The 20887-nt window shown below is 59.5% G+C and carries 19 protein-coding genes; 9 read left to right on the forward strand and 10 right to left on the reverse strand.

The features are described from left to right. The first annotated feature begins 225 nt into the window (after positions 1-225). On the forward strand, positions 226-1728 hold the full coding sequence (ppx, locus tag QRN38_RS11635; protein ID WP_005621407.1) for an exopolyphosphatase: 1503 nt from the start codon (positions 226-228) through the stop codon (positions 1726-1728). Here ppx and ppk1 read toward each other — a convergent pair. Further along, entirely contained in the window at positions 1715-3925 is a 2211-nt protein-coding gene (ppk1, locus tag QRN38_RS11640; RefSeq protein ID WP_057419286.1) for a polyphosphate kinase 1, read from the reverse strand. The two genes, ppx and ppk1, sit on opposite strands and share 14 nt — an antisense overlap. A 16-nt stretch (positions 3926-3941) precedes the next feature. Next, positions 3942-4952: a porphobilinogen synthase gene (gene hemB / locus QRN38_RS11645; RefSeq protein WP_005768432.1), complete on the reverse strand. Its 1011-nt coding sequence runs from the start codon at positions 4950-4952 to the stop codon at positions 3942-3944. 231 nt (positions 4953-5183) lie between these two features. On the opposite strand from hemB, the gene QRN38_RS11650 reads away from it, so the two are divergent. The 5 genes from QRN38_RS11650 (at position 5184) to QRN38_RS11670 (ending at position 10475) form a co-directional block, all read left to right on the forward strand. Next, a complete protein-coding gene (locus tag QRN38_RS11650) occupies positions 5184-5846 on the forward strand; it encodes a DedA family protein (RefSeq protein WP_005768434.1) in 663 nt (220 codons plus the stop codon). Positions 5847-6052: 206 nt separating this feature from the next. Continuing rightward, the gene (gene elbB / locus QRN38_RS11655; protein ID WP_057419287.1) at positions 6053-6721 is read left to right on the forward strand and encodes an isoprenoid biosynthesis glyoxalase ElbB; all 669 of its coding nucleotides are present in this window, start codon (positions 6053-6055) and stop codon (positions 6719-6721) included. 112 nt (positions 6722-6833) lie between these two features. Next, entirely contained in the window at positions 6834-7892 is a 1059-nt protein-coding gene (locus tag QRN38_RS11660) for a PA0069 family radical SAM protein (RefSeq protein WP_044390413.1), read from the forward strand. A 206-nt stretch (positions 7893-8098) separates the two neighbouring features. Further along, the gene (locus QRN38_RS11665; RefSeq protein WP_003380033.1) at positions 8099-8839 is read left to right on the forward strand and encodes a carbonic anhydrase; all 741 of its coding nucleotides are present in this window, start codon (positions 8099-8101) and stop codon (positions 8837-8839) included. Positions 8840-8942: 103 nt separating this feature from the next. Further along, a complete protein-coding gene (locus tag QRN38_RS11670; protein ID WP_011105392.1) occupies positions 8943-10475 on the forward strand; it encodes a SulP family inorganic anion transporter in 1533 nt (510 codons plus the stop codon). A 108-nt stretch (positions 10476-10583) separates the two neighbouring features. Here the strand turns inward: QRN38_RS11670 and QRN38_RS11675 are convergent, their stop codons facing one another. Beyond that, the gene (locus tag QRN38_RS11675; RefSeq protein WP_057419288.1) at positions 10584-11234 is read right to left on the reverse strand and encodes a hypothetical protein; all 651 of its coding nucleotides are present in this window, start codon (positions 11232-11234) and stop codon (positions 10584-10586) included. A gap of 303 nt (positions 11235-11537) precedes the next feature. Here QRN38_RS11675 and QRN38_RS11680 point away from each other — a divergent pair, with 303 nt between their 5' ends. Continuing rightward, entirely contained in the window at positions 11538-12026 is a 489-nt protein-coding gene (locus QRN38_RS11680; RefSeq protein ID WP_054090263.1) for a cytochrome c oxidase assembly protein, read from the forward strand. 63 nt (positions 12027-12089) lie between these two features. Further along, positions 12090-12722, forward strand: coding sequence for an SCO family protein (locus QRN38_RS11685; RefSeq protein ID WP_057419289.1), 633 nt, complete (start codon positions 12090-12092; stop codon positions 12720-12722). 138 nt (positions 12723-12860) lie between these two features. On the opposite strand, the gene QRN38_RS11690 is transcribed toward QRN38_RS11685, so the two are convergent. From QRN38_RS11690 to QRN38_RS11700, 3 genes are read right to left on the reverse strand one after another with little or no spacing between them, the layout of a single operon-like run. Continuing rightward, positions 12861-13634: a MetQ/NlpA family ABC transporter substrate-binding protein gene (locus tag QRN38_RS11690; protein WP_057419290.1), complete on the reverse strand. Its 774-nt coding sequence runs from the start codon at positions 13632-13634 to the stop codon at positions 12861-12863. 52 nt (positions 13635-13686) lie between these two features. Then, on the reverse strand, positions 13687-14361 hold the full coding sequence (locus tag QRN38_RS11695; RefSeq protein WP_057419291.1) for a methionine ABC transporter permease: 675 nt from the start codon (positions 14359-14361) through the stop codon (positions 13687-13689). Beyond that, entirely contained in the window at positions 14361-15368 is a 1008-nt protein-coding gene (locus tag QRN38_RS11700; protein WP_057419305.1) for a methionine ABC transporter ATP-binding protein, read from the reverse strand. The genes QRN38_RS11695 and QRN38_RS11700 overlap by 1 nt, the downstream gene beginning before the upstream one ends. Before the next feature lie 307 nt (positions 15369-15675). On the opposite strand from QRN38_RS11700, the gene katE reads away from it, so the two are divergent. Next, entirely contained in the window at positions 15676-17826 is a 2151-nt protein-coding gene (katE, locus tag QRN38_RS11705) for a catalase HPII (protein ID WP_007247041.1), read from the forward strand. A 200-nt stretch (positions 17827-18026) separates the two neighbouring features. Here the strand turns inward: katE and QRN38_RS11710 are convergent, their stop codons facing one another. Genes QRN38_RS11710 through QRN38_RS11725 form a run of 4 tightly spaced genes read right to left on the reverse strand, consistent with a single transcriptional unit; the run spans position 18027 to position 20839 of the window. After that, positions 18027-18743 carry a PA5502 family lipoprotein gene (locus QRN38_RS11710; RefSeq protein WP_057419292.1) on the reverse strand — a complete coding sequence of 239 codons (717 nt, stop codon included), beginning with the start codon at positions 18741-18743 and terminating at the stop codon, positions 18027-18029. 38 nt (positions 18744-18781) lie between these two features. Next, the gene (znuB, locus tag QRN38_RS11715; protein ID WP_007247039.1) at positions 18782-19570 is read right to left on the reverse strand and encodes a zinc ABC transporter permease subunit ZnuB; all 789 of its coding nucleotides are present in this window, start codon (positions 19568-19570) and stop codon (positions 18782-18784) included. Continuing rightward, the gene (gene znuC / locus QRN38_RS11720; protein WP_005768460.1) at positions 19563-20357 is read right to left on the reverse strand and encodes a zinc ABC transporter ATP-binding protein ZnuC; all 795 of its coding nucleotides are present in this window, start codon (positions 20355-20357) and stop codon (positions 19563-19565) included. The genes znuB and znuC overlap by 8 nt, the downstream gene beginning before the upstream one ends. Next, positions 20357-20839, reverse strand: a complete 483-nt coding sequence (locus QRN38_RS11725) for a Fur family transcriptional regulator (protein ID WP_007247038.1) — start codon at positions 20837-20839, stop codon at positions 20357-20359. Before QRN38_RS11725 ends, znuC begins: the two co-directional genes overlap by 1 nt. Positions 20840-20887 lie beyond the last annotated feature (48 nt).

Raw genomic sequence — 20887 nt, forward strand, 5'->3', positions numbered from 1 at the left:
CAAATTGGTGCCACGCTGCCGACTCAAGACCGGACGCAGAGCGTCCAGAACGGCACACGACGCGGAGCGTCGCACGATAGTTACAGAACTATCACATCAACCAGATAGCCTTACGCCATGTCACGAGAGTAATACCGGGTATTTCCCGGGCCTGAACAGCTTCGCGTTGGCGGCAGGCATGGATCGTGGCACGATGGTGCGGTTATCGAACGGGACTTCCTGAACATGCCGCACTCCAAACCCAAGAATCTTTCACTGATCGCCGCTATCGACCTGGGCTCCAACAGCTTTCATATGGTTGTGGCTAAAGCCAATCAGGGCGAAATTCGCATTCTTGAGCGCCTCGGCGAAAAGGTGCAGTTGGCAGCGGGTATCGATGAAGAGCGTCAACTGACCGAAGAATCGATGCAGCGCGGTCTTGACTGCCTGAAACGCTTTGCGCAGTTGATCAACGGCCTGCCGCCCGGCGCCGTGCGTATTGTGGGCACCAATGCCCTGCGCGAAGCGCGCAACCGCAACGACTTCATTCACCGCGCCGAAGAAATTCTCGGCCATCCGGTAGAAGTGATTTCCGGCCGCGAAGAAGCACGCCTCATTTATCTGGGCGTCTCCCACACGCTGGCCGACACACCCGGCAAGCGCCTGGTCGCCGACATTGGCGGCGGCAGCACCGAATTCATCATCGGCCAACGCTTCGAGCCGCTGCTGCGTGAAAGCCTGCAGATGGGCTGCGTGAGTTTTACTCAGCGCTACTTCCGCGACGGCAAAGTAACACCCGCTCGTTACGCTCAGGCCTACACCGCTGCGCGCCTCGAAATCATGAGCATCGAACACGCGCTGCATCGCCTCAAGTGGGATGAAGCCATCGGTTCGTCCGGCACCATTCGAGCCATCGGCCTGGCGCTGAAAGCCAACGGCTATGGCGCAGGCGAGGTCAATGCCGAAGGGCTGGCGTGGCTTAAACGCAAGCTGTTCAAGATGGGCGACGTCGAGAAAATCGACTTCGACGGCATCAAACCCGACCGCCGTGCGATTTTCCCGGCCGGTCTGGCGATTCTGGAAGCGATCTTCGATGCGCTGGAACTCAAGCGCATGGATCACTGCGAAGGTGCCCTGCGTGAAGGCGTGCTGTACGACCTGATGGGCCGTCATCACCACGAAGACGTGCGTGAGCGCACCCTCAGCTCGCTGATGGAGCGTTATCACGTCGATCTGGAACAGGCCGCACGCGTCGAAGCCAAGGCGCTGCATGCGCTGGAGCAGGTTGCCGAGAGCTGGGAGTTGCAGCACGAGAGCTACGCCGAACTGCTGAGCTGGGCCGCCAAGGTGCATGAAGTCGGGCTGGACATCGCCCACTATCATTATCACAAGCACGGCGCGTATCTGATCGAGCACTCGGACCTTGCCGGTTTTTCACGCGAAGACCAGCAAATGCTCGCGCTGCTGGTGCGCGGTCATCGCCGTAACATTCCCAAGGACAAGTTCGCCGAGTTCGGCGCTGAAGGCATCAAGCTGATTCGCCTGTGCGTACTGCTGCGCTTTGCGATTCTGTTCCACCACATTCGCGGCACCCAGGAGATGCCACGGGTGACCTTGCGTGCCGACGGCCCGAATCTGGACGCCGAGTTCCCGCAGGGCTGGCTGGAAAACAACCAGCTGACTCAGGCCGACTTCGCGCTGGAAGCGGAGTGGCTGACCCGAGTCGGCATCGTCTTCAGCGTACGCTGAGAACCGGGTTGCTCAGGCGCTCCAGCAGGGTCGCCTGGGCGCTTCGGGCATTCTGATTGCCAGTCGGCGTGCTGCGCACGTAACGCCCGTCTGACTGCAGCAGCCAGCTGTGGGTGTTGTCGGTCAGGTAACTTTCCAGCTCCTTCTTCACGCGCAGAATCAACTTCTTGCCTTCCACCGGGAAACAGGTCTCGACACGCTTGTCGAGGTTGCGCTCCATCCAGTCGGCACTCGACAGGAACATCTGCTCGTCGCCGCCGTTGAGGAAGTAGAACACCCGCGTGTGCTCCAGGAAGCGGCCGATGATCGAGCGCACATGAATGTTGTGCGAGACCCCGGCAATACCCGGACGCAGGCAGCACATGCCGCGCACCACCAGATCGATACGCACACCGGACTGGCTGGCCTTGTACAGCGCGCGGATGATCTTCGGATCGGTCAGCGAGTTGAACTTGGCGATGATGTGCGCAGGCTTGCCGTCGAGCGCGAACTGCGTTTCGCGGGCAATCATGTCGAGCATGCCCTTCTTCAGCGTGAACGGCGCATGCAGCAGTTTCTTCATGCGCAGGGTCTTGCCCATGCCGATCAACTGGCTGAACAGTTTGCCGACGTCTTCGCACAGCGCGTCGTCAGAGGTCAGCAGGCTGTAGTCGGTGTAAAGACGTGCGTTGCCGGCGTGATAGTTACCCGTCCCAAGGTGCGCATAACGCACGATCTCGCCCGCCTCGCGACGCAGGATCAGCATCATCTTGGCGTGGGTCTTGAAGCCGACCACACCGTAGATCACCACCGCGCCCGCGGCTTGCAGGCGGCTGGCCAGTTGCAGGTTGGACTCTTCGTCAAATCGGGCACGCAACTCGATCACCGCAGTGACTTCCTTGCCGTTACGGGCGGCATCAACCAGCGCGTCGACGATTTCCGAGTTCGCGCCACTGCGGTACAGCGTCTGGCGCACCGCCAGCACGTGCGGGTCCTTGGCAGCCTGACGCAACAGATCGACCACCGGTGTGAAGGATTCGAAAGGGTGCAGCAACAGGATGTCCTGCTTGCTGACCACGCTGAAAACGTTTTCGCTGTTCTGCAGCAGCTTGGGGATGGCTGGCGTGAACGGTGGGTATTGCAATTCGGGGTGGCTGTCCAGGCCGGTGATGCTGAACAGGCGCGTCAGGTTGACCGGGCCGTTGACCTGATACAGCTCGGACTCGTGCAGGTTGAACTGCTTGAGCAGGTAGTCCGACAGGTGTTTAGGACAGGTATCGGCCACTTCCAGACGTACCGCATCGCCGTAACGACGCGAGAACAGTTCGCCACGCAGCGCGCGCGCCAGATCTTCCACGTCTTCCGAGTCCAGCGCCAGATCGGCGTTTCGGGTCAGGCGGAACTGGTAGCAGCCCTTGACCTTCATGCCTTGGAACAGATCGTCAGCGTGGGCGTGGATCATCGACGACAGGAACACGAAGTTGTCGCCCGGGCCACACACCTCTTCCGGCACCTTGATGACACGCGGCAGCAGACGCGGGGCCGGAATGATCGCTAGGCCCGAATCGCGACCGAAGGCATCGATACCTTCCAGCTCGACGATGAAGTTCAGGCTCTTGTTGACCAGCAGCGGGAACGGGTGCGTCGGGTCCAGACCGATCGGGGTGATGATCGGCGCGATCTCGTCACGGAAATAGCGACGTACCCAGGCCTTGAGCTTGGCCGTCCAGTGACGGCGGCGGATGAAGCGGACCTGATGCTTTTCAAGCTCCGGCAGCAGAATGTCGTTGAGGATCGCGTATTGCCGATCGACATGACCATGCACCAGCTCGCTGATCCTGGCCAGTGCCTGATGCGGCTGCAAACCGTCGGCCCCTGCCTGCTCGCGGGCAAACGTGATCTGCTTCTTGAGGCCTGCAACACGAATCTCGAAGAACTCATCGAGGTTGCTGGAAAAGATCAGCAGAAACTTCAGCCGCTCCAGCAACGGGTAGGACTCATCGAGCGCCTGTTCCAGTACCCGGATGTTGAACTGCAATTGCGACAGTTCGCGGTGGATATACAGGCTGCTGTCGTCCAGGTTCGGAGCGACGATGGCGGGCAACGAAGCGGCAGGCGCCTCGGTGGCCGGGATTACTTCGATATCAGGCTCGACCACCGGTGCAGCCTCCTGGACATCGACTTCAACAGCGGCTTCGATGAGTGCTTCGGTATTCATGAATGTTCCTGTGAGGCTATTGCCCCTTCAACAGTTGAGCAGCGCGGACGGCGAAGTAGGTAAGAATGCCGTCGGCACCGGCGCGTTTGAAGGCAGTGAGGGATTCGAGAATCACCCCTTCACTCAGCCAACCATTCTGGATTGCTGCCATGTGCATCGCGTATTCACCGCTGACCTGATAGACAAAGGTCGGCACCTTGAACTCGTCCTTGACCCTGTGCAGGATGTCCAGATAAGGCATGCCTGGCTTGACCATCACCATGTCGGCGCCTTCGGCAAGGTCGGCCGCCACTTCGTGCAGCGCCTCGTTGCTGTTGGCCGGGTCCATCTGATAGGAAGCCTTGTTGGCCTTGCCCAGGTTCAATGAAGAACCCACCGCATCGCGGAACGGGCCGTAATAGGCGCTGGCGTACTTGGCCGAGTAGGCCATGATCCGCACGTTGACATGCCCGGCCAGCTCCAGAGACTCGCGGATGGCCTGAATGCGGCCATCCATCATGTCCGACGGCGCGATCACCTGAGCGCCCGCATCGGCATGCGACAACGCCTGTTTTACCAGCGCGTCGACAGTAATGTCGTTCTGTACGTAGCCTTCTTCGTCGAGAATGCCGTCCTGACCGTGCGTGGTGAACGGGTCCAGCGCCACGTCAGTAATGACGCCCAGCTCCGGGAAGCGGTCACGCAGGGCGCGGGTGGCGCGCTGAGCGATGCCGTCCGGGTTCCAGGCTTCGGCGCCGTCCAGGGATTTTTTCTCCGGCGGTGTCACCGGGAACAATGCCAGCGCAGGAATACCCAGTGCGACCCAGTGCTCGGCTTCCTCAAGCAGCAGGTCAACGCTCAGGCGCTCGACGCCTGGCATGGAAGCAATCGATTCACGACGGTTTTCGCCATCGAGGACAAATACGGGAAGAATCAGATCATCAACGGTAACGACGTTCTCACGCACCAGACGACGGGAAAAGTCGTCGCGGCGATTACGGCGCAGACGAGTGAGAGGAAACAGGCGGTTGGCGGGGGTAAAGCTCACGGCGAGACTCCTGAGCCCGCTTACGCGGGCAAGCGCGACAGTTATAAGCCGCCATTATGACCAATGTGTGACAGTCATGGTTCGACCTGCGACTGCACGTCGCGGTCACGACATTGAAGTGGATGCAACCATTGTGGTTGTAAGAATCTTTAACGTCGAGACACATATCGACACTTTCATGATTGCGTTGGGCGCGTTAGGCTGCGCGTTCATTTCGCCAGCATCCAGACAATGCTCCAGAATTTCTTGAACGAATTCGGCTACTTTGCCCTTTTCCTCGGCACCTTCTTTGAAGGCGAGACCATTCTGGTTCTTGCCGGATTTCTGGCGTTCCGCGGATACATGGACCTCAATATCGTCATCCTCGTCGCGTTCTGTGGCAGTTATGCGGGTGACCAGTTGTGGTATTTCATGGGTCGCAAACACGGCCGCAAGCTCCTGGCGCGCAAGCCTCGCTGGCAACTCATGGGCGACAAGGCACTCAGGCTGGTGCGCAAACACCCCGACATCTGGGTGCTGAGCTTCCGCTTCGTGTACGGCCTGCGCACTGTCATGCCCGTGGCCATCGGCCTGTCCGGCTACCCACCCGCACGCTATCTGGTGCTGAACGGTATCGGCGCGGCGGTCTGGGCGGCGGCGCTGGGCTCGGCCGCTTACCACTTTGGCGCGATTCTCGAAGGCTTGCTGGGCAACGTGAAGAAATACGAGCTCTGGGTACTGGGCGCGCTGATACTGCTTGGCCTTTGCCTGTGGATCCGCAGACGCTTCAAGAACGCTCGCATTGCTCGTGAAGCGCGCGCAGAAAAGGACCGTTTCTGTGCATCGGCAGCCGCTTCCGACCTGGATATGCCCGCAGCAGTACCCGTCGATCTGACCAAAAAAACCGACGAGTAAAACGCTACTGCCTACCCCGGGTGCAGGCCGACAGGCCTCGCCCGGCGACAGCGCCCAGCCGCTGTCTGACCTCGCTGACGCCTTGTGCACCTGCTCACCTGAATGTACCAATGAAGTGCCGACTGAACACTCGGCCAGTAAAACGATCAATGCATAAACCAATCAAGACACGTTTCAGGCAGCTCACGCACCAAGGAGCCGAATCGATGCAAAAAAAAGTGGCTGTGATTCTCTCAGGATGCGGCGTCTACGATGGCGCTGAAATTCATGAAAGCGTATTGACCCTGCTACGCCTGGATCAACGTGGCGCGCAGGTCCAGTGCTTCGCGCCGGACATCGCTCAACAGCATGTGATCAATCACCTGACGGGCGAAGAAATGCCCGAATCGCGCAATGTACTGATCGAATCGGCACGCATTGCCCGCGGCGAAGTGAAAGACATTCGCGATGCCAACGCCGGCGATTTCGACGCACTGATCATCCCCGGCGGCTTCGGCTCGGCCAAAAACCTCTCGGACCTCGCCCTGCAAGGTCACGCCTGCCAGGTGGAAGCCGGGCTGCTGGAGCTGGCCGAGGCGTTCGCCGAAGCCGGCAAACCGGTCGGGCTGATCTGCATCACTCCGGCACTGGCCGCCAAGATCTATGGCCCCGGCGTCATTTGCACCATCGGCAACGACCCTGAAACAGCAGCTGCCATTACCAAAATGGGCGGCAGCCATGCGCAATGCGCTGTCGATGACATCGTCGAAGACCCCGCACGGAAACTGGTCAGCACGCCCGCCTACATGGTCGCCAAAAGCATTGGCGAGGCCGCATCAGGCATCAACAAGCTGGTTGACCGGGTATTGGAACTGACTCACGAAGGCGATGCCTGAAAGGACCGCACGCACGCCGCTCGTCAGCCGAGCGGTGTTTCAATGGTCTGTTGGGCGACACACCAAGGCACATGCTTTACTGTACGGATAAACAGTATCCGAGTAATGCCCGATGTCCAGCCCTGCCCCGGTTCGTGGTCGCGGTACCGCCAGCAATCCGCATAATCGTTTCGCGCCCAGCCAGTCTGTGGCCGAAGACGACGGCTGGTATCAGGAAGTCCCGCTGACGCAGGGCACCACCGTCACGCTGGAAACCGCCAAAAGCATCATCACCCGCAACACCTCGCCGGACATTCCGTTCGACCGGTCGATCAATCCTTATCGGGGCTGTGAACATGGCTGCATCTATTGCTTCGCCAGACCCAGCCACGCCTATTGGGACATGTCGCCGGGGCTCGATTTCGAGACCAGACTGATCGCCAAAAACAACGCGGCGACGCTGCTGGAGCAACAGCTCTCCAAGCCAGGCTACCGCTGCGCGCCCATTACCCTGGGGGCCAATACCGACCCGTATCAGCCTATCGAACGTGAACACCGCATCACTCGCGCCACGCTTGAGGTATTGCTGCGCTATCGTCATCCGGTGAGCATCATTACCAAAGGCTCACTGATCCTGCGGGATCTGGATCTGTTGGCAGAAATGGCCAGATTGCGCCTGGTATCGGTATTCATCAGCCTGACGACGCTGGATGACGAACTCAAATGCATTCTCGAGCCCAGGGCCGCAGCGCCCAAGGCCCGTTTACGGGCCATTCGGGTATTGCGTCAGGCGGGCGTGCCGGTCGGTGTGCTGTGCGCGCCAATGATCCCGATGATCAACGACCATGAACTGGAGGCGCTGTTGAGCGAGGCAAAGGACGCGGGTGCATTGAGCGCCAGTTACGTGATGCTGCGCTTGCCGCTGGAAGTCGCACCGCTGTTCGACGAATGGTTGAAAACGCATTACCCGCAGCGCGCCGAACATGTGATGAGCCTTGTTCGCCAAAGTCGCGGCGGCGCACTGTACGACAGTCGTTTTGGCTCGAGGATGCGTGGCGAAGGACCTTTTGCCGATCTGCTGGCGCAACGCTATGCCTTGGCAATCAAGCGGCTTGGATTGAACAAACGTGATGGCTTCACACTCGATTGTGATGCGTTTTGTCCGCCCGGACAACAAATGTCACTCTTGTAACGAACTTGGTACTATCGTGCAAACCCGCGTCCCAGAGCCATCGCATTCAGTTTCGCTTAAGCTTGGGCGATTAGTCTGTAACTCTGAGTGACAGCAGCGATAGCGCTCAAGGGATTTTTTCGTGATGCCCGTTACAGGTGATCACATCCGGCTCTGGTCAAACAGGCATGAAGAATCGACATCAATCCGTCAGAGAGGATGAAGACATGAGAGACACTGATAAACAGCATTCGGCTACGTCGTCCAGCACATCCAGCCACGCGGACAGCGCCGACGTAGCGTTGAAACATATCGTCGATGGCTTTGTTCATTTTCGTAAAGAAGTCTTCCCTCAGCAGGAAGAGCTGTTCAAGAAGCTGGCGACCGCGCAGTCGCCACGGGCCATGTTCATTACCTGCGCTGACTCGCGCATCGTGCCCGAATTGATCACTCAAAGCTCGCCAGGCGACCTTTTTGTGACGCGTAACGTCGGTAACGTTGTACCACCGTATGGCCAGATGAACGGCGGCGTGTCCACCGCACTGGAATATGCAGTGGTCGCCCTGGGCGTGCAGCACATCATTGTTTGCGGGCACTCCGACTGCGGCGCAATGCGTGCCGTGCTCAACCCTTCAAGCCTGGACAAGATGCCGACGGTAAAAGCCTGGCTGCGTCATGCCGAAGTGGCCCGCACAGTGGTCGAGCAAAACTGCAATTGCAGCGGCGAGCTTGAAACCATGCAGGTCCTGACTCAGGAAAACGTGATTTCCCAGTTGCATCACCTGCGCACCCACCCATCGGTCGCAGCGAAGATGGCAAGCGGTCAGTTGTTCATCCACGGCTGGGTCTACAGCATCGAAACCAGCGAAATTCTGGCCTACGACGCAGAGCGTGACACCTTCGTGCCGCTCGATGGCACCGGCCCGACGCCGATGGCTTCCCCGAAAGCACGCTTTTCAGCTGACTGATATCAGTCACTACTGACGGCAAGCTTCTTGTTTTAGCGGGTGGCGGCTACGCATGATGCGAGCCGCCCGCCTTGCTTCGTCTGAAAAATCCCGGAGAAGCGCCATGGGTATTAGAGAATTGAAATCTGCTTTACCGCGTGAGCTGCTGGCTTCCGTGGTCGTGTTCCTGGTTGCACTGCCGCTGTGCATGGGGATCGCGATTGCATCCGGCATGCCTCCGGCCAAAGGCCTGATCACCGGCATCGTTGGTGGCCTGGTGGTCGGCTGGATAGCCGGTTCGCCACTGCAGGTCAGTGGTCCGGCTGCGGGCCTGGCGGTATTGGTCTTCGAAGTGGTGCGCGAGCATGGCATGGCGATGCTCGGACCGATCCTGCTACTGGCAGGCTTGCTTCAGTTGCTGGCGGGTCGATTCAAGCTTGGCTGCTGGTTCCGGGTCACCGCACCTGCGGTGGTTTACGGCATGCTCGCCGGCATCGGCGTGCTGATCGTCCTGTCACAGGCGCACGTCATGTTCGACAGCGGGCCTAAACCTTCCGGGCTGGATAACCTGATCGGCTTCCCCGCCACATTGGTTCAGGCCATCGGGCCAGGCACCGGCATGCAAGCCGGTATGCTCGGTCTGGGCACCATGCTGATCATGTGGGGCTGGGAGAAACTCCGCCCACAATCCTTGCGCTTCGTGCCCGGCGCGCTGCTGGGTGTTGGTATTGCAACCGGTATCAGCCTGTTCATGGCCTTGCAGGTCAAACGCGTTGAAGTGCCCGATAACCTGGCCGACGCCATCGACTGGCTGCGCCCTGCGGACCTGATGAACCTGGCTGACCCGGCGATTCTGGTTGCCGCCATTGTCGTCGCCTTCATTGCCAGTGCCGAAACGCTGCTTTCTGCCTCGGCGGTGGACCGCATGCACAGTGGCGAACGTTCGGACTTCGACAAGGAACTGAGCGCTCAAGGCGTGGGTAATATGCTCTGCGGACTGCTGGGTGCGTTGCCGATGACTGGCGTGATCGTGCGCAGCTCGGCCAACGTGCAGGCCGGTGCCAAGACTCGTTACTCGACCATACTCCACGGTACGTGGCTGCTGGCGTTCGTCTTGCTGCTGTCGAGCGTATTGCAAAGCATACCGGTCGCAAGCCTTGCAGGCGTATTGGTCTACACCGGTCTGAAACTGGTCGATCTGAAAGCGTTTCGCGGTCTGGGCCGCTATGGCCGGATGCCGATGTTCACCTATGCGGCAACCGCCGTCGCGATCGTCTTTACCGACCTGTTGACAGGTGTGCTGATCGGTTTCGGCCTGACGCTGGTCAAACTGGCCTTCAAGGCATCGCGTCTGAAGATCAATGTGGTACCGCTGGCGGGCGAAAAAGAGTGTGAGCTGCGTCTGGTGGGCGCTGCGACCTTCCTCAAGGTGCCGGCGCTGACTCAGGCATTGGCCACTATCCCGCAAGGCAGCACCGTGCATGTGCCACTGGGCAACCTGTCTTACATTGATCACTCGTGCCTGGAACTGCTGGAAGAGTGGGGCCGCTCCAACGCCGCTAACGGAACCCGGCTGCTCATCGAGCCGCGTGGCTTGAAGCGTCGTCTTGAAGGGCGGGTCTACACGACCACGGGGATTGGTTCGGGCGCAACCTGATCGTCGCAACACAGGGTAATTGAAGGAGCCGGATGGGTCTTCGCGTAGCAGCGGAGCGATATCCGGCTCCTTCCGTTGCGGGCGAAGACAATGACGCGGGCGTCTGAATCAGACGATAGAGCGTTCCAGCTCCAGGCCGATGCCCAATTGACGTGACAGGCTTGGCCAGCGCTTCCAGGCTGCACCGGTTTCAGGGCTGCTCAGTTTCTCGCGATAGGCTTCGACAGAGTCCAGCGCAAAGCTTTCATCGTCGAGAAGCTGATCGACCGCATGATGCACCGCTTCGTCCAGCTCGTTGGCAAATTGCTCGCCGACCAACTGGTGGGCGATCACGCTGGCAACCGTGGTATTGGACGGTATCAGCGGCTGGCCGAAATGCTTGATGTACAGATCATTCACTTCCTCCACCAGCCGGTGCGCCAGGTAAGCCTCATCCAGCAGGCTTTCCAGCCCCTCGTGCCCGGCCATGACCGGCGGCGGCGCGGCAAAAAAGTGCTCGGCAATTTTCAGCACCGGTTTTATCTGCCCTTCGATCCCGGCTTCCACCGCAACCTCGTGAGCAACGTCCAGCAGGTCGGGCACCAGATCAATGTAAGCGGTTACGAAACGAGTCAGCACTTCTCTCGCATCGACATCCGGCAAGTGGATGGCGGGGTGAAGATGGGGCAGCTTTTGTTCCAACTGTTGCAACAGGTGGCCGGTCAGGGCCTCATGTTGATGGGCTCGTTGTATCTGCTCGCGCAATGCGGCGGTGTTCATGGCAGTTGGAACTCCTGAGGGCGTTACGCCCTGTACTGCAGTTAGTGAAGATCATACGTTAGCTCGGTTAACTAAATGCCTAAGACATTTTTGTCATAACCGATTCACATTTATATGTATTGGCTATATCAAAGGGGGTTTTGCCGGTTTTTTGATCATTTGGTCAAAAAACAATCATTGCCCGCACACACTGGGGTGCGTGAAGATCGACGCGCCGAGCACCTTGTTTTTGTGATAAGCCGACTACTCTGAAGGTGATCACCCTCTTCCCGACACATTGCCCGACGCAAAAGTGAGCCATTCATGACTCAGCCCATCGCCTCTGAACGGCTAGTTTTCCGCCTGCTCATGCTGGTGGCGATCATGTTTGCGTGTGGATTTGCGCTGACACCGATTTATCACTCGCTGCGTGACATTACGGACGAACAGCCGGTCGATACCGCGCGGCAGATCGAGGTGCAGTTTACGTCGTCCAATTCTGCCGGCATGGTCTGGGCGTTCTATCCCCGCGCAGGCCGCATGTATGTCCATCCGGGCGCGGTCAACGAAATGATTTTCGTGGCCCAAAACCCTACAGAAAGACCGATGAAGGCCCAGGCTGTGCCGGGTATTACCCCGGGAAAGGCGGCGCCCTGGTTTCACAAGACCGAATGCTTTTGCTTCACTCAGCAGACGTTACAGCCGGGCGAAAGCATCGAAATGCCGGTGCGCTTCATCGTGGATCAGGATTTACCTGACGATGTGAAGCATCTGACCCTGGCGTATACGCTGTTTGACGTCACCGCGCCCTAGGCTCGGTGCGCGATATAGGCGATCATCCCCGGCTGAATACCGATCATTACCTGCGTTGATGCCATGAACCGCACCCAGAAAACCGTTTTTATCGTCGCCGCCATTGTGGCCCTCGTTCTTGGCCTGGTCCTCAGCGGCCTGCTGCCTGGTAGCGGGCCGAGCAATCAGACTGCGCTTAATGAGGCAGGTATTGTCCTGCTGCCGAAAAGCCGTCAGTTGCCAGCGCTGAGCATGATCGACCAGAACGGTGCGGCGGTGGCCCTTGATGGCCTGAAAGACCAGTGGACGCTGATGTTCTTCGGCTACACGTTTTGCCCAGACATCTGCCCGACGACGCTGGCGCAGATAAAGCAGATTCGCAGTGAATTACCCACAGCAGCGGTCGAGCGAATGCGCGTGGTGCTGGTCAGCGTTGACCCCAACCGCGATACCCCGCAGCAACTCAAGGAATACCTGAGCTATTTCGACCCCCAGTACATCGGCCTGACCGCGCCGGTGGCCGACATCCAGAAACTGGCCAACAGCGTGAGCATCCCGTTCATACCCGCCGATACCAGCAAGCCGAATTACTTTGTCGACCACAGCGGCAACCTGGCCCTGATCGGCCCGGACGGCACCCAACGAGGCTTCATCCGCGCCCCGCTGAATAACCAGAAGCTGGTGAAGCAATTACCAGGGTTGCTGGCGAGGGATTAGGTGGGGCATTTTAACGGGCGGCATCGGGCTCTGATCCGCACAGCGATGAGCTGCGAAGCGGCCCCAAAACGGGCCACCTCGGTTGTGTCTGGCACTCCGAGGCGGCCGGCTTTGCGTGTATGACGCAGCGCAGTCAGATCAAAACGCCGGAACCACAGCGCCTTTGTATTTCTCGGCCAGGAAGGTTTTCACTTCGGGGCTTTGCAGGGCTGCGACCAGTTTCTTGATGGCGTCCGAGTCCTTGTTGTCCGGGCGGGTAACGAGGATGTTCGCGTAAGGCGAATCGGCACCTTCGATGACCAACGCATCCTTGGTCGGATCGAGCTTGGCGCTCAGCGCGTAGTTGGTGTTGATCAGCGCCAGATCGACCTGGGTCAGCACGCGTGGCAGCGTGGCAGCTTCCAGCTCGCGAAATTTCAGGTCTTTCGGGTTGTTCACGACATCCGACGGCTTGGACAGGATGTTGCTTGGGTCTTTCAGCGTGATCAGACCCGCCTTGGCCAGCAACAGCAAGGCACGGCCTTCGTTGGTGGCGTCGTTGGGCAGCGCGACGTTGGCACCGGCAGGCAGCTTGTCCAGCTCCTTGAACTTGTCCGAGTACGCGCCGAAGGGTTCCACGTGAACCTTGGCCACTGCGACCAGATCAGTACCTTTGCCCTTGTTGTACTCATCCAGATACGGCTGATGCTGGAAGAAGTTCGCGTCCAGACGCTTCTGCGACACCTGTGCGTTGGGCTGGATGTAATCGTTGAATACCTTGATCTCCAAGTCCACACCCTCTTTGGCGAGGGTTGGTTTTACGAACTCGAGGATCTCGGCGTGCGGCACGGCAGAGGCCGCGACGGTCAGTGTTTCGTTGGCCTGCGCGGACAAGGCGGTAACAGCGGCAAATATGGCCAATAACTTCTTCATGCAACAACTCCTTTGAGGCCCGCAAAAGGCGGGCCGATGCCAACTGATTCGGTCAACGGTGGGTGAAGTGTGCGACCAGTCTGTCGCCGATGGTCTGCAGAATCTGCACCAGTACCAGCAACAATACGACCGTCACGAACATCACATCGTTCTGGAAGCGTTGATAACCGTAACGAATGGCCAGATCGCCCAGCCCGCCAGCACCTACCGCACCCGCCATGGCGGTGAAGGACACCAGCGCGATGGCAGTGACGGTAATCGCCGCCAGAATGCCGGGGCGAGCTTCGGGCAGCAGTGCCTTGACGATTATTTGCCGGGTAGTGGCGCCCATTGCCTGTGTGGCCTCGATGATGCCGCGATCCACTTCGCGCAATGCAGTCTCCACCAGGCGCGCAAAAAACGGCGTGGCGCCGGCAATCAGCGGCGGCAGCGTGCCGAGAATGCCCAATGATGTGCCAGTGATGATTTCGGTCAGCGGCATCATCACGATCAGCAGAATGATGAACGGCAGCGCGCGCAGCATGTTCACGATCAAACCGACCGTGGCGTACAGCTGTTTATGCTCCAGCAACTGACGCGGCGATGTCAGGAACATCAGCACGCCCAGGGGCAGCCCGAGCAGGATGGTGAAGCCCAGCGAAATACTAAGCATGATCAGGGTATCGCCCGTGGCGAACCAGATCTCGTACCAGTCGACGTTGGAAAACAGGTTCAGGAAAGCGTCCATCAGCGCAGCACCTCCATATGAACATCGGCAGCGGTGAAGCGCGCAAAGGCAGCGTCCATATCGCCGCCGGTGATCGCCAGCGTCAGTTGCCCGTAAGGCGTGTCCTTGATGCGGTCGATGCGCCCGGCCAGGATGCTGTAATCGACGCCGGTTTCCCGCGCCACAGTGCCGAGCAAGGGCGCGTAGGTCGCGTCGCCCTGAAAGGTCAGGCGCACGATGCGGCCTTGCACATGGGCGAAGTCGTCACGCTGCTCGTTTTCATCAACCTGATCGTCTTCCTGCACAAAGCGCTTGGTCGTCGAGTGCTGCGGATGCAGAAACACGTCAGCGACCTTGCCCTGCTCGACGATCACGCCTGCGTCCATGACCGCGACCTGGTCGCAGACGCGACGAATCACGTCCATTTCATGGGTGATGAGCACGATGGTCAGCTTCAGCTCGCGGTTGATCTCGGCCAGCAGTTGCAGGACCGACGCAGTGGTCTGCGGGTCCAGCGCGCTGGTGGCTTCGTCACAGAGCAGAATCTTCGGCTTGGTCGCCAGCGCGCGGGCAATACCGACGCGCTGCTTCTGGCCGCCCGACAATTGCGCCGGGTACTTTTTAGCGTGATCGGACAGCCCGACCCGCTCCAGCAACTCGGCCACACGCTGGTCGATCTGCTTGCGGGGCATATCGCCCGCCAGGGTCAGCGGCATTGCCACGTTGTCGGCGACGGTCCTGGAGGCCAGCAGATTGAAGTGCTGGAAAATCATCCCCACCTGCTGCCGGAAGCGCCGCAGGCCATTGGCGTCGAGCGCGGTGACGTCTTCGCCATCGACCACGATCTGCCCGCCGCTTGGGGTCTCGAGGCGGTTGATCAGGCGCAGCAGCGTGCTTTTGCCAGCACCGGAATGGCCGATGATGCCAAACACCTGGCCGTCGTCGACGCGCAGGTAGGTGGGGTGCAGGGCCGGTATTTCCTTGCCTGCCACCCGATAGGTTTTGTGGACGTTATGAAACTCGATCACGGAGCGAACCTTGTGGGGGCGCGTTAAAAAATCAGCGCAGTGGCAGGACGCCACTTGCTTCGTTACCTCGGCCAGATTGAGCCGGGCGCGCATTTTAGCCTGTCCGGCCGACTGTGCTTAGCATTTATTTGCAGGCTGTCCTGTGCAACGGGCATAACGCGACCGCTGATGCCAACGACTGCAAATCCGACTGAACGGCTGTTTATACGGCCGGTCACTTTCTGGATACCGTGATTTCCCGCTTACGGCAGGGAAGTCGTATTCAGCGAACCCAACTCAACGATTGGGTCGAGATAAGGAGTTTCTGATGGCTAGCAAGAAAGCACCACCTGCGACCGATACGTCAAAAAGCCAGATGGCCGGCACTGATACACCGGACCGCGGCAACACCAACGCCAAGCTGGAGAGCCTCGAGCAATTTCGCTCGGACGCCACCGGCCAGGCGCTGCGCACCAACCACGGCGTAAAAATCTCCGATAACCAGAACACCCTTAAAGTCGGCAGCCGTGGACCTTCGCTGCTTGAAGACTTCATCATGCGTGAAAAAATCACGCACTTTGACCATGAGCGTATCCCGGAGCGTATTGTTCACGCCCGCGGCACCGCAGCCCATGGCTATTTCCAGACGTATGAAAACCACGGCGCACTCAGCAAAGCGGGTTTTTTGCGTGATCCGGCCGAGAAAACGCCGGTTTTCGTGCGTTTCTCGACTGTTCAGGGGCCACGTGGCTCGGGCGATACCGTGCGCGATGTGCGTGGTTTTGCGGTCAAGTTCTACACCGGCGAAGGCAACTTCGACCTGGTGGGCAACAACATGCCGATCTTCTTTATTCAGGACGCGATCAAGTTTCCCGACTTCGTGCACGCGGTAAAACCTGAACCGCACAACGAAATCCCGACTGGCGGCTCGGCGCACGACACCTTCTGGGACTTCGTCTCGCTGGTGCCGGAATCTGCACATATGGTGCTGTGGACCATGTCCGACCGCGCGATCCCGAAAAGCCTGCGCACCATGCAGGGCTTTGGTATCCACACCTTCCGCCTGATCAACACCGAAGGTAAATCCAGCTTCGTCAAATTCCACTGGAAGCCCAAGTTCGGCGTGTGCTCGCTGGTCTGGGACGAGGCGCAGAAGCTGGCCGGCAAGGACACTGATTTCCACCGCCGCGACCTGTGGGAGTCCATCGAGATGGGCGACTACCCGGAATGGGAACTGGGCGTGCAGATCGTTGCCGAGGAAGACGAGCACAAGTTCGACTTCGACCTGCTCGATCCGACCAAGATCATCCCGGAAGAACTGGTGCCGGTCACTCCGCTGGGCAAAATGGTGCTGAACCGTAACCCGGACAACTACTTTGCCGAGACCGAGCAGGTTGCCTTCTGCCCGGGCCACATCGTGCCAGGTATCGACTTCTCCAATGATCCGCTGCTGCAAGGTCGCCTGTTCTCTTACACCGACACGCAGATCAGCCGTCTTGGTGGGCCGAACTTCCACGAGATCCCGATCAACCGTCCGATTGCGCCGAACAACAACGGTCAGCGCGATGCTCAGCACCGCACCACCATCGACAAGGGCCGCGCTTCCTACGAGCCGAACTCGATTGATGGCGGCTGGCCGAAAGAAACCCCTGCTGCTGCAGTGGATGGCGGTTTCGAGACTTACCCTGAGCGCGTCGAAGCGCACAAGGTGCGTGAGCGCAGCGAATCGTTCGGCGACCACTTCTCGCAGGCTACCCTGTTCTTCCAGAGCATGAGCCACCACGAGAAAGAGCACATCATCGCGGCGTACAGCTTCGAGTTGGGCAAGGTCGAGCGCGAGTACATTCGTGCCCGTCAGGTCAACGAGATTCTGGCCAACATTGATCTTGAGCTGGCCAGCCGTGTGGCTGCCAACCTTGGCTTGCCTGCGCCGACTGCTGGAACCGTGCCTGTTCGTAACACCTCGGTAAAAGAGTCGCCGGCGCTGAGCCAGGTCAATCTGCTGTCGGGTGACATTGTTTCGCGCAAAGTCGCCATCCTTGTCGCCAATGGCGTGGACGGCAAAGCGGTCGAGGCCATGAAGAAGGAACTGACTGCAAAGGGCGCACATGCCAAGGTTCTCGGCCCGACGTCTGCACCCGTCAAAACTGCTGATGGCGCCAGCCTGCCGGTAGATGCTTCTGCTGAAGGCTTGCCTTCGGTAGCGTTCGACGCGGTGTTTGTGCCGGGCGGCAAGGACTCGGTGAAGGCGTTGAGCACCGATGGCGTGGCGCTGCACTTTATCCTGGAAGCCTACAAGCACCTCAAGGCCATCTCCGTTGCCGGGGAAGCCAAAGAACTGCTGACGTTGCTACGCCTGGAAGAAGATGCAGGCTTGCTGGTTGTGTCCGATAGCAAATCGTTCGAGGCGTTCTTCAACGCGATTGCGCAACACCGCGTCTGGGACCGAGAAGTGAAGGCCAAAGCTGTTCCGGCTTGATCTAAACGCCAGAGCCGGTCTCGTTCTGGCTGGATTATCGTCCCCACGCTCCAGCGTGGGGACGCATTTCTGGACGCTCTGCGTCCGATCTTGAGTATGCGGCGCGGCGCAGATTTGTGACGCGGAGCGTCACGCACGGCATTCCCACGCGGAGCGTGAGGAACGATAGCTGTCCAAAAGTCCGCTTTTGAAAAATCAGTTCAGGACCTGGCTGGCGTCAAAACGATGTGCGCTTTTTCATTGCGCTCGATTTCCCGACGCAGTTGCAATTCAAAATCCGGATTGGCCTTGACCACCCGTTTGGTCAGCAATGTGGCCAGCCACGGATAATCTTCGGTGCGCGGCACCACCAACAGCACGTCACAATTGAACGCCACGGTATCCGCTGCAATATCGTCCAGTTGGTGACGCAATGCGCGCATATCGCCGATTTTCAGCTCGATGGTCGTGCTTTCTGCCGACGGATCAACCAGTTTGGCCACCCTTCTGTCTTCAGCCGCTTTGAGGTCCGCTTCGGCTTTTTCAAGCTCCGCCTTGCGTGCATGAGCGATGGCACCGTTGACCCCGCTGGTCAGCGCTGGCGCTTTGGGCATCAGTGCGCGCGCACGCGACAATGCGCTGGCCGCCGCATTCATGTCGCCCTTCTGCAGGCTTATCTGGCTACGGCTCAGGTAGGCCTCTGCCAGACGTCGCTGAAAGGGCTCCAGGCGGATGTCGCCAGCATTGGCGGCCTGTAACGTTGCGAGTTGATCCTCGGCCGTCGCCAGCTCGTTGCTGGCGATGTTCTGTTCAAGCTGCGCAAAGGCATCGGGCTGAACCTGCGAGGCAGGCGTTTCTAACGTAGGCGCGCTCTGACAGGCACCCAACAGGATGGAAAATGCGACAAGCAGCAGATAGCGTGGGGCGAACGGCTTCATTCCTGCGATTCTCTAGTTTGCGCAAAAAACGAGCAAGTCTACACCGCTCGCCTGGGTAGAACAAAGCTGAGCAAGAACAGCGCAGCCGCAGATACCACTATAGACGGTCCGGCCGGGGTGTCTTTGAACCATGATAACGACAGCCCGACGCACACGGCTATCACGCCCAGCACGCTTGCGCCCAGCGCCATCTGCTCCGGCGAGCGGGCGTGACGTTGTGCCGCAGCGGCAGGGATGATCAGCAGCGAGGTAATCAGCAAAACCCCGACGATTTTCATCGCTACGGCGATTACCACGGCGATCAGCAGCATCAATGCCATGCGTAATGCGGCAACGGGCAGGCCTTCGACACGGGCCAGTTCTTCATGCACAGTCATTGCCAGCAGCGGCCGCCAAAGCGCCACGATCAACACCAGCACCAATGCGCTGCCGCCCAGAATCCAGGCCAGGTCGGTCGGGCTGATCGCCAGCAGGTCGCCGAACAGATAGGCCATCAGGTCGATACGCACTTCGTGCATGAAGCTGAGCACCACCAGCCCGAGCGACAGGGTGCTTGGCGCAAGGATCCCCAGCAACGTATCTGACGCCAGCGGCTGACGCTGCTGCAAGGTGACCAGCAACACCGCCAGCAGCAGGCAACCGCACGTCACCGCGATGGTCGGGCTGATATCCAGCAAAAAGCCCAGCGCCACGCCGAGCAATGCGGCGTGGGACAGCGTGTCGCCGAAATACGCCATGCGCCGCCAGACCACAAAAGACCCCAACGGGCCGGCAACCAGCGCCAGGGCAACGCCTGCGAGCAAGGCATACAGTAGAAAATCAGCCATGCTTGCAGCTGTCTCCATGAACATGAGTGTGAGGGGGCGAAGCCGTTGGCGCGTCGTTCACTACCGCGCCATGCAGGTCATGCGCGTGGTCGTGATGGTGGTGATAGATCGCCAGGCTCTGCGCATTCTTGCCGAACAGTTCGACGAACGCCGGGTCATGGCTGACCTGCTCGGGATGACCGGAGCAGCAGACGTGGCGATTCAGGCACACCACCTGATCGGTGGTGCTCATGACCAGATGCAGATCGTGGGACACCATCAGCACGCCGCACTGGTGGCGGTCGCGCAAACGGGTGATGAGGCTGTACAACTCGGCCTGCCCGGCGACATCGACGCCCTGCACGGGTTCGTCGAGCACCAGCAGCTCAGGCTTGCGCAACAAGGCGCGGGCAAGCAGTACGCGCTGCATCTCGCCACCGGAAATACCCTGTAGCGGGCTGTCGATGACCTTTTCAGCGCCGACTTCTTCAAGCGCCGACTGCGCGGCTACGCGGTCCACACCCGGCACCAGGCGCAGGAAACGCAGCACCGACAGCGGCAGGGTCTGATCCACATGCAGCTTTTGCGGCATGTACCCGACACGCAGCTTCGGCTTGCGCCAGACCGTTCCCGAGTCTGGCTTGAGCAAGCCCAGCACGGCACGCACCAAGGTGGTCTTGCCAGCGCCATTGGGGCCGATCAGCGTGACGATCTCGCCGGGGCGCACGCTCAGCTGGATGTTGTCCAGCACGCTCTGCCCCGATAACGTGACGGCGACCTGTTCCAGGCGTATCAGTGCTTCGGCCATCAGGCTGCCTTGCAACCAGCGCACACGCCGACGATTTCGACCGTCTGGCCTTCGACCGCAAAACCAACGCCGGCAGCCGCATCGACGACGGCATTACTGATCGCTGGGTGCTGCAATTCGATGGCGGCGTGACACAGGCGGCAGATCAGGAACTGGCCCTGATGCGCGTGGGTCGGGTGATTGCAGCCGGTAAATGCGTTGAGCGACGCGATGCGGTGCACCAGGCCGTTTTCCAGGAGAAAATCCAGAGCCCGGTAAACGGTGGGCGGCGCAGCACGACGACCGTCTTCTTCACTGAGCACTGCAAGGATGTCGTAGGCACCCAGCGGCTTGTGGCTTTGCCAGACCAGTTCCAGCACGCGGCGGCGCAATGTGGTCAGGCGCAGACCCTGTTGTGTGCACAGCGTTTCAGCTTCGGCGAGGGCCGAATGCACGCAGTGCGAATGATCATGGGGGCGACTGGCCAGGGGAGTATTGGGCATGAGCAGCGACGATATTGGCTAGAGACGTTATTATGTTACCTGTTCCTG

It is taken from the genome of Pseudomonas sp. CFBP2511 (assembly GCF_030209255.1).
In the GTDB taxonomy this organism is placed as follows: Bacteria; Pseudomonadota; Gammaproteobacteria; order Pseudomonadales; family Pseudomonadaceae; genus Aquipseudomonas; species Aquipseudomonas avellanae.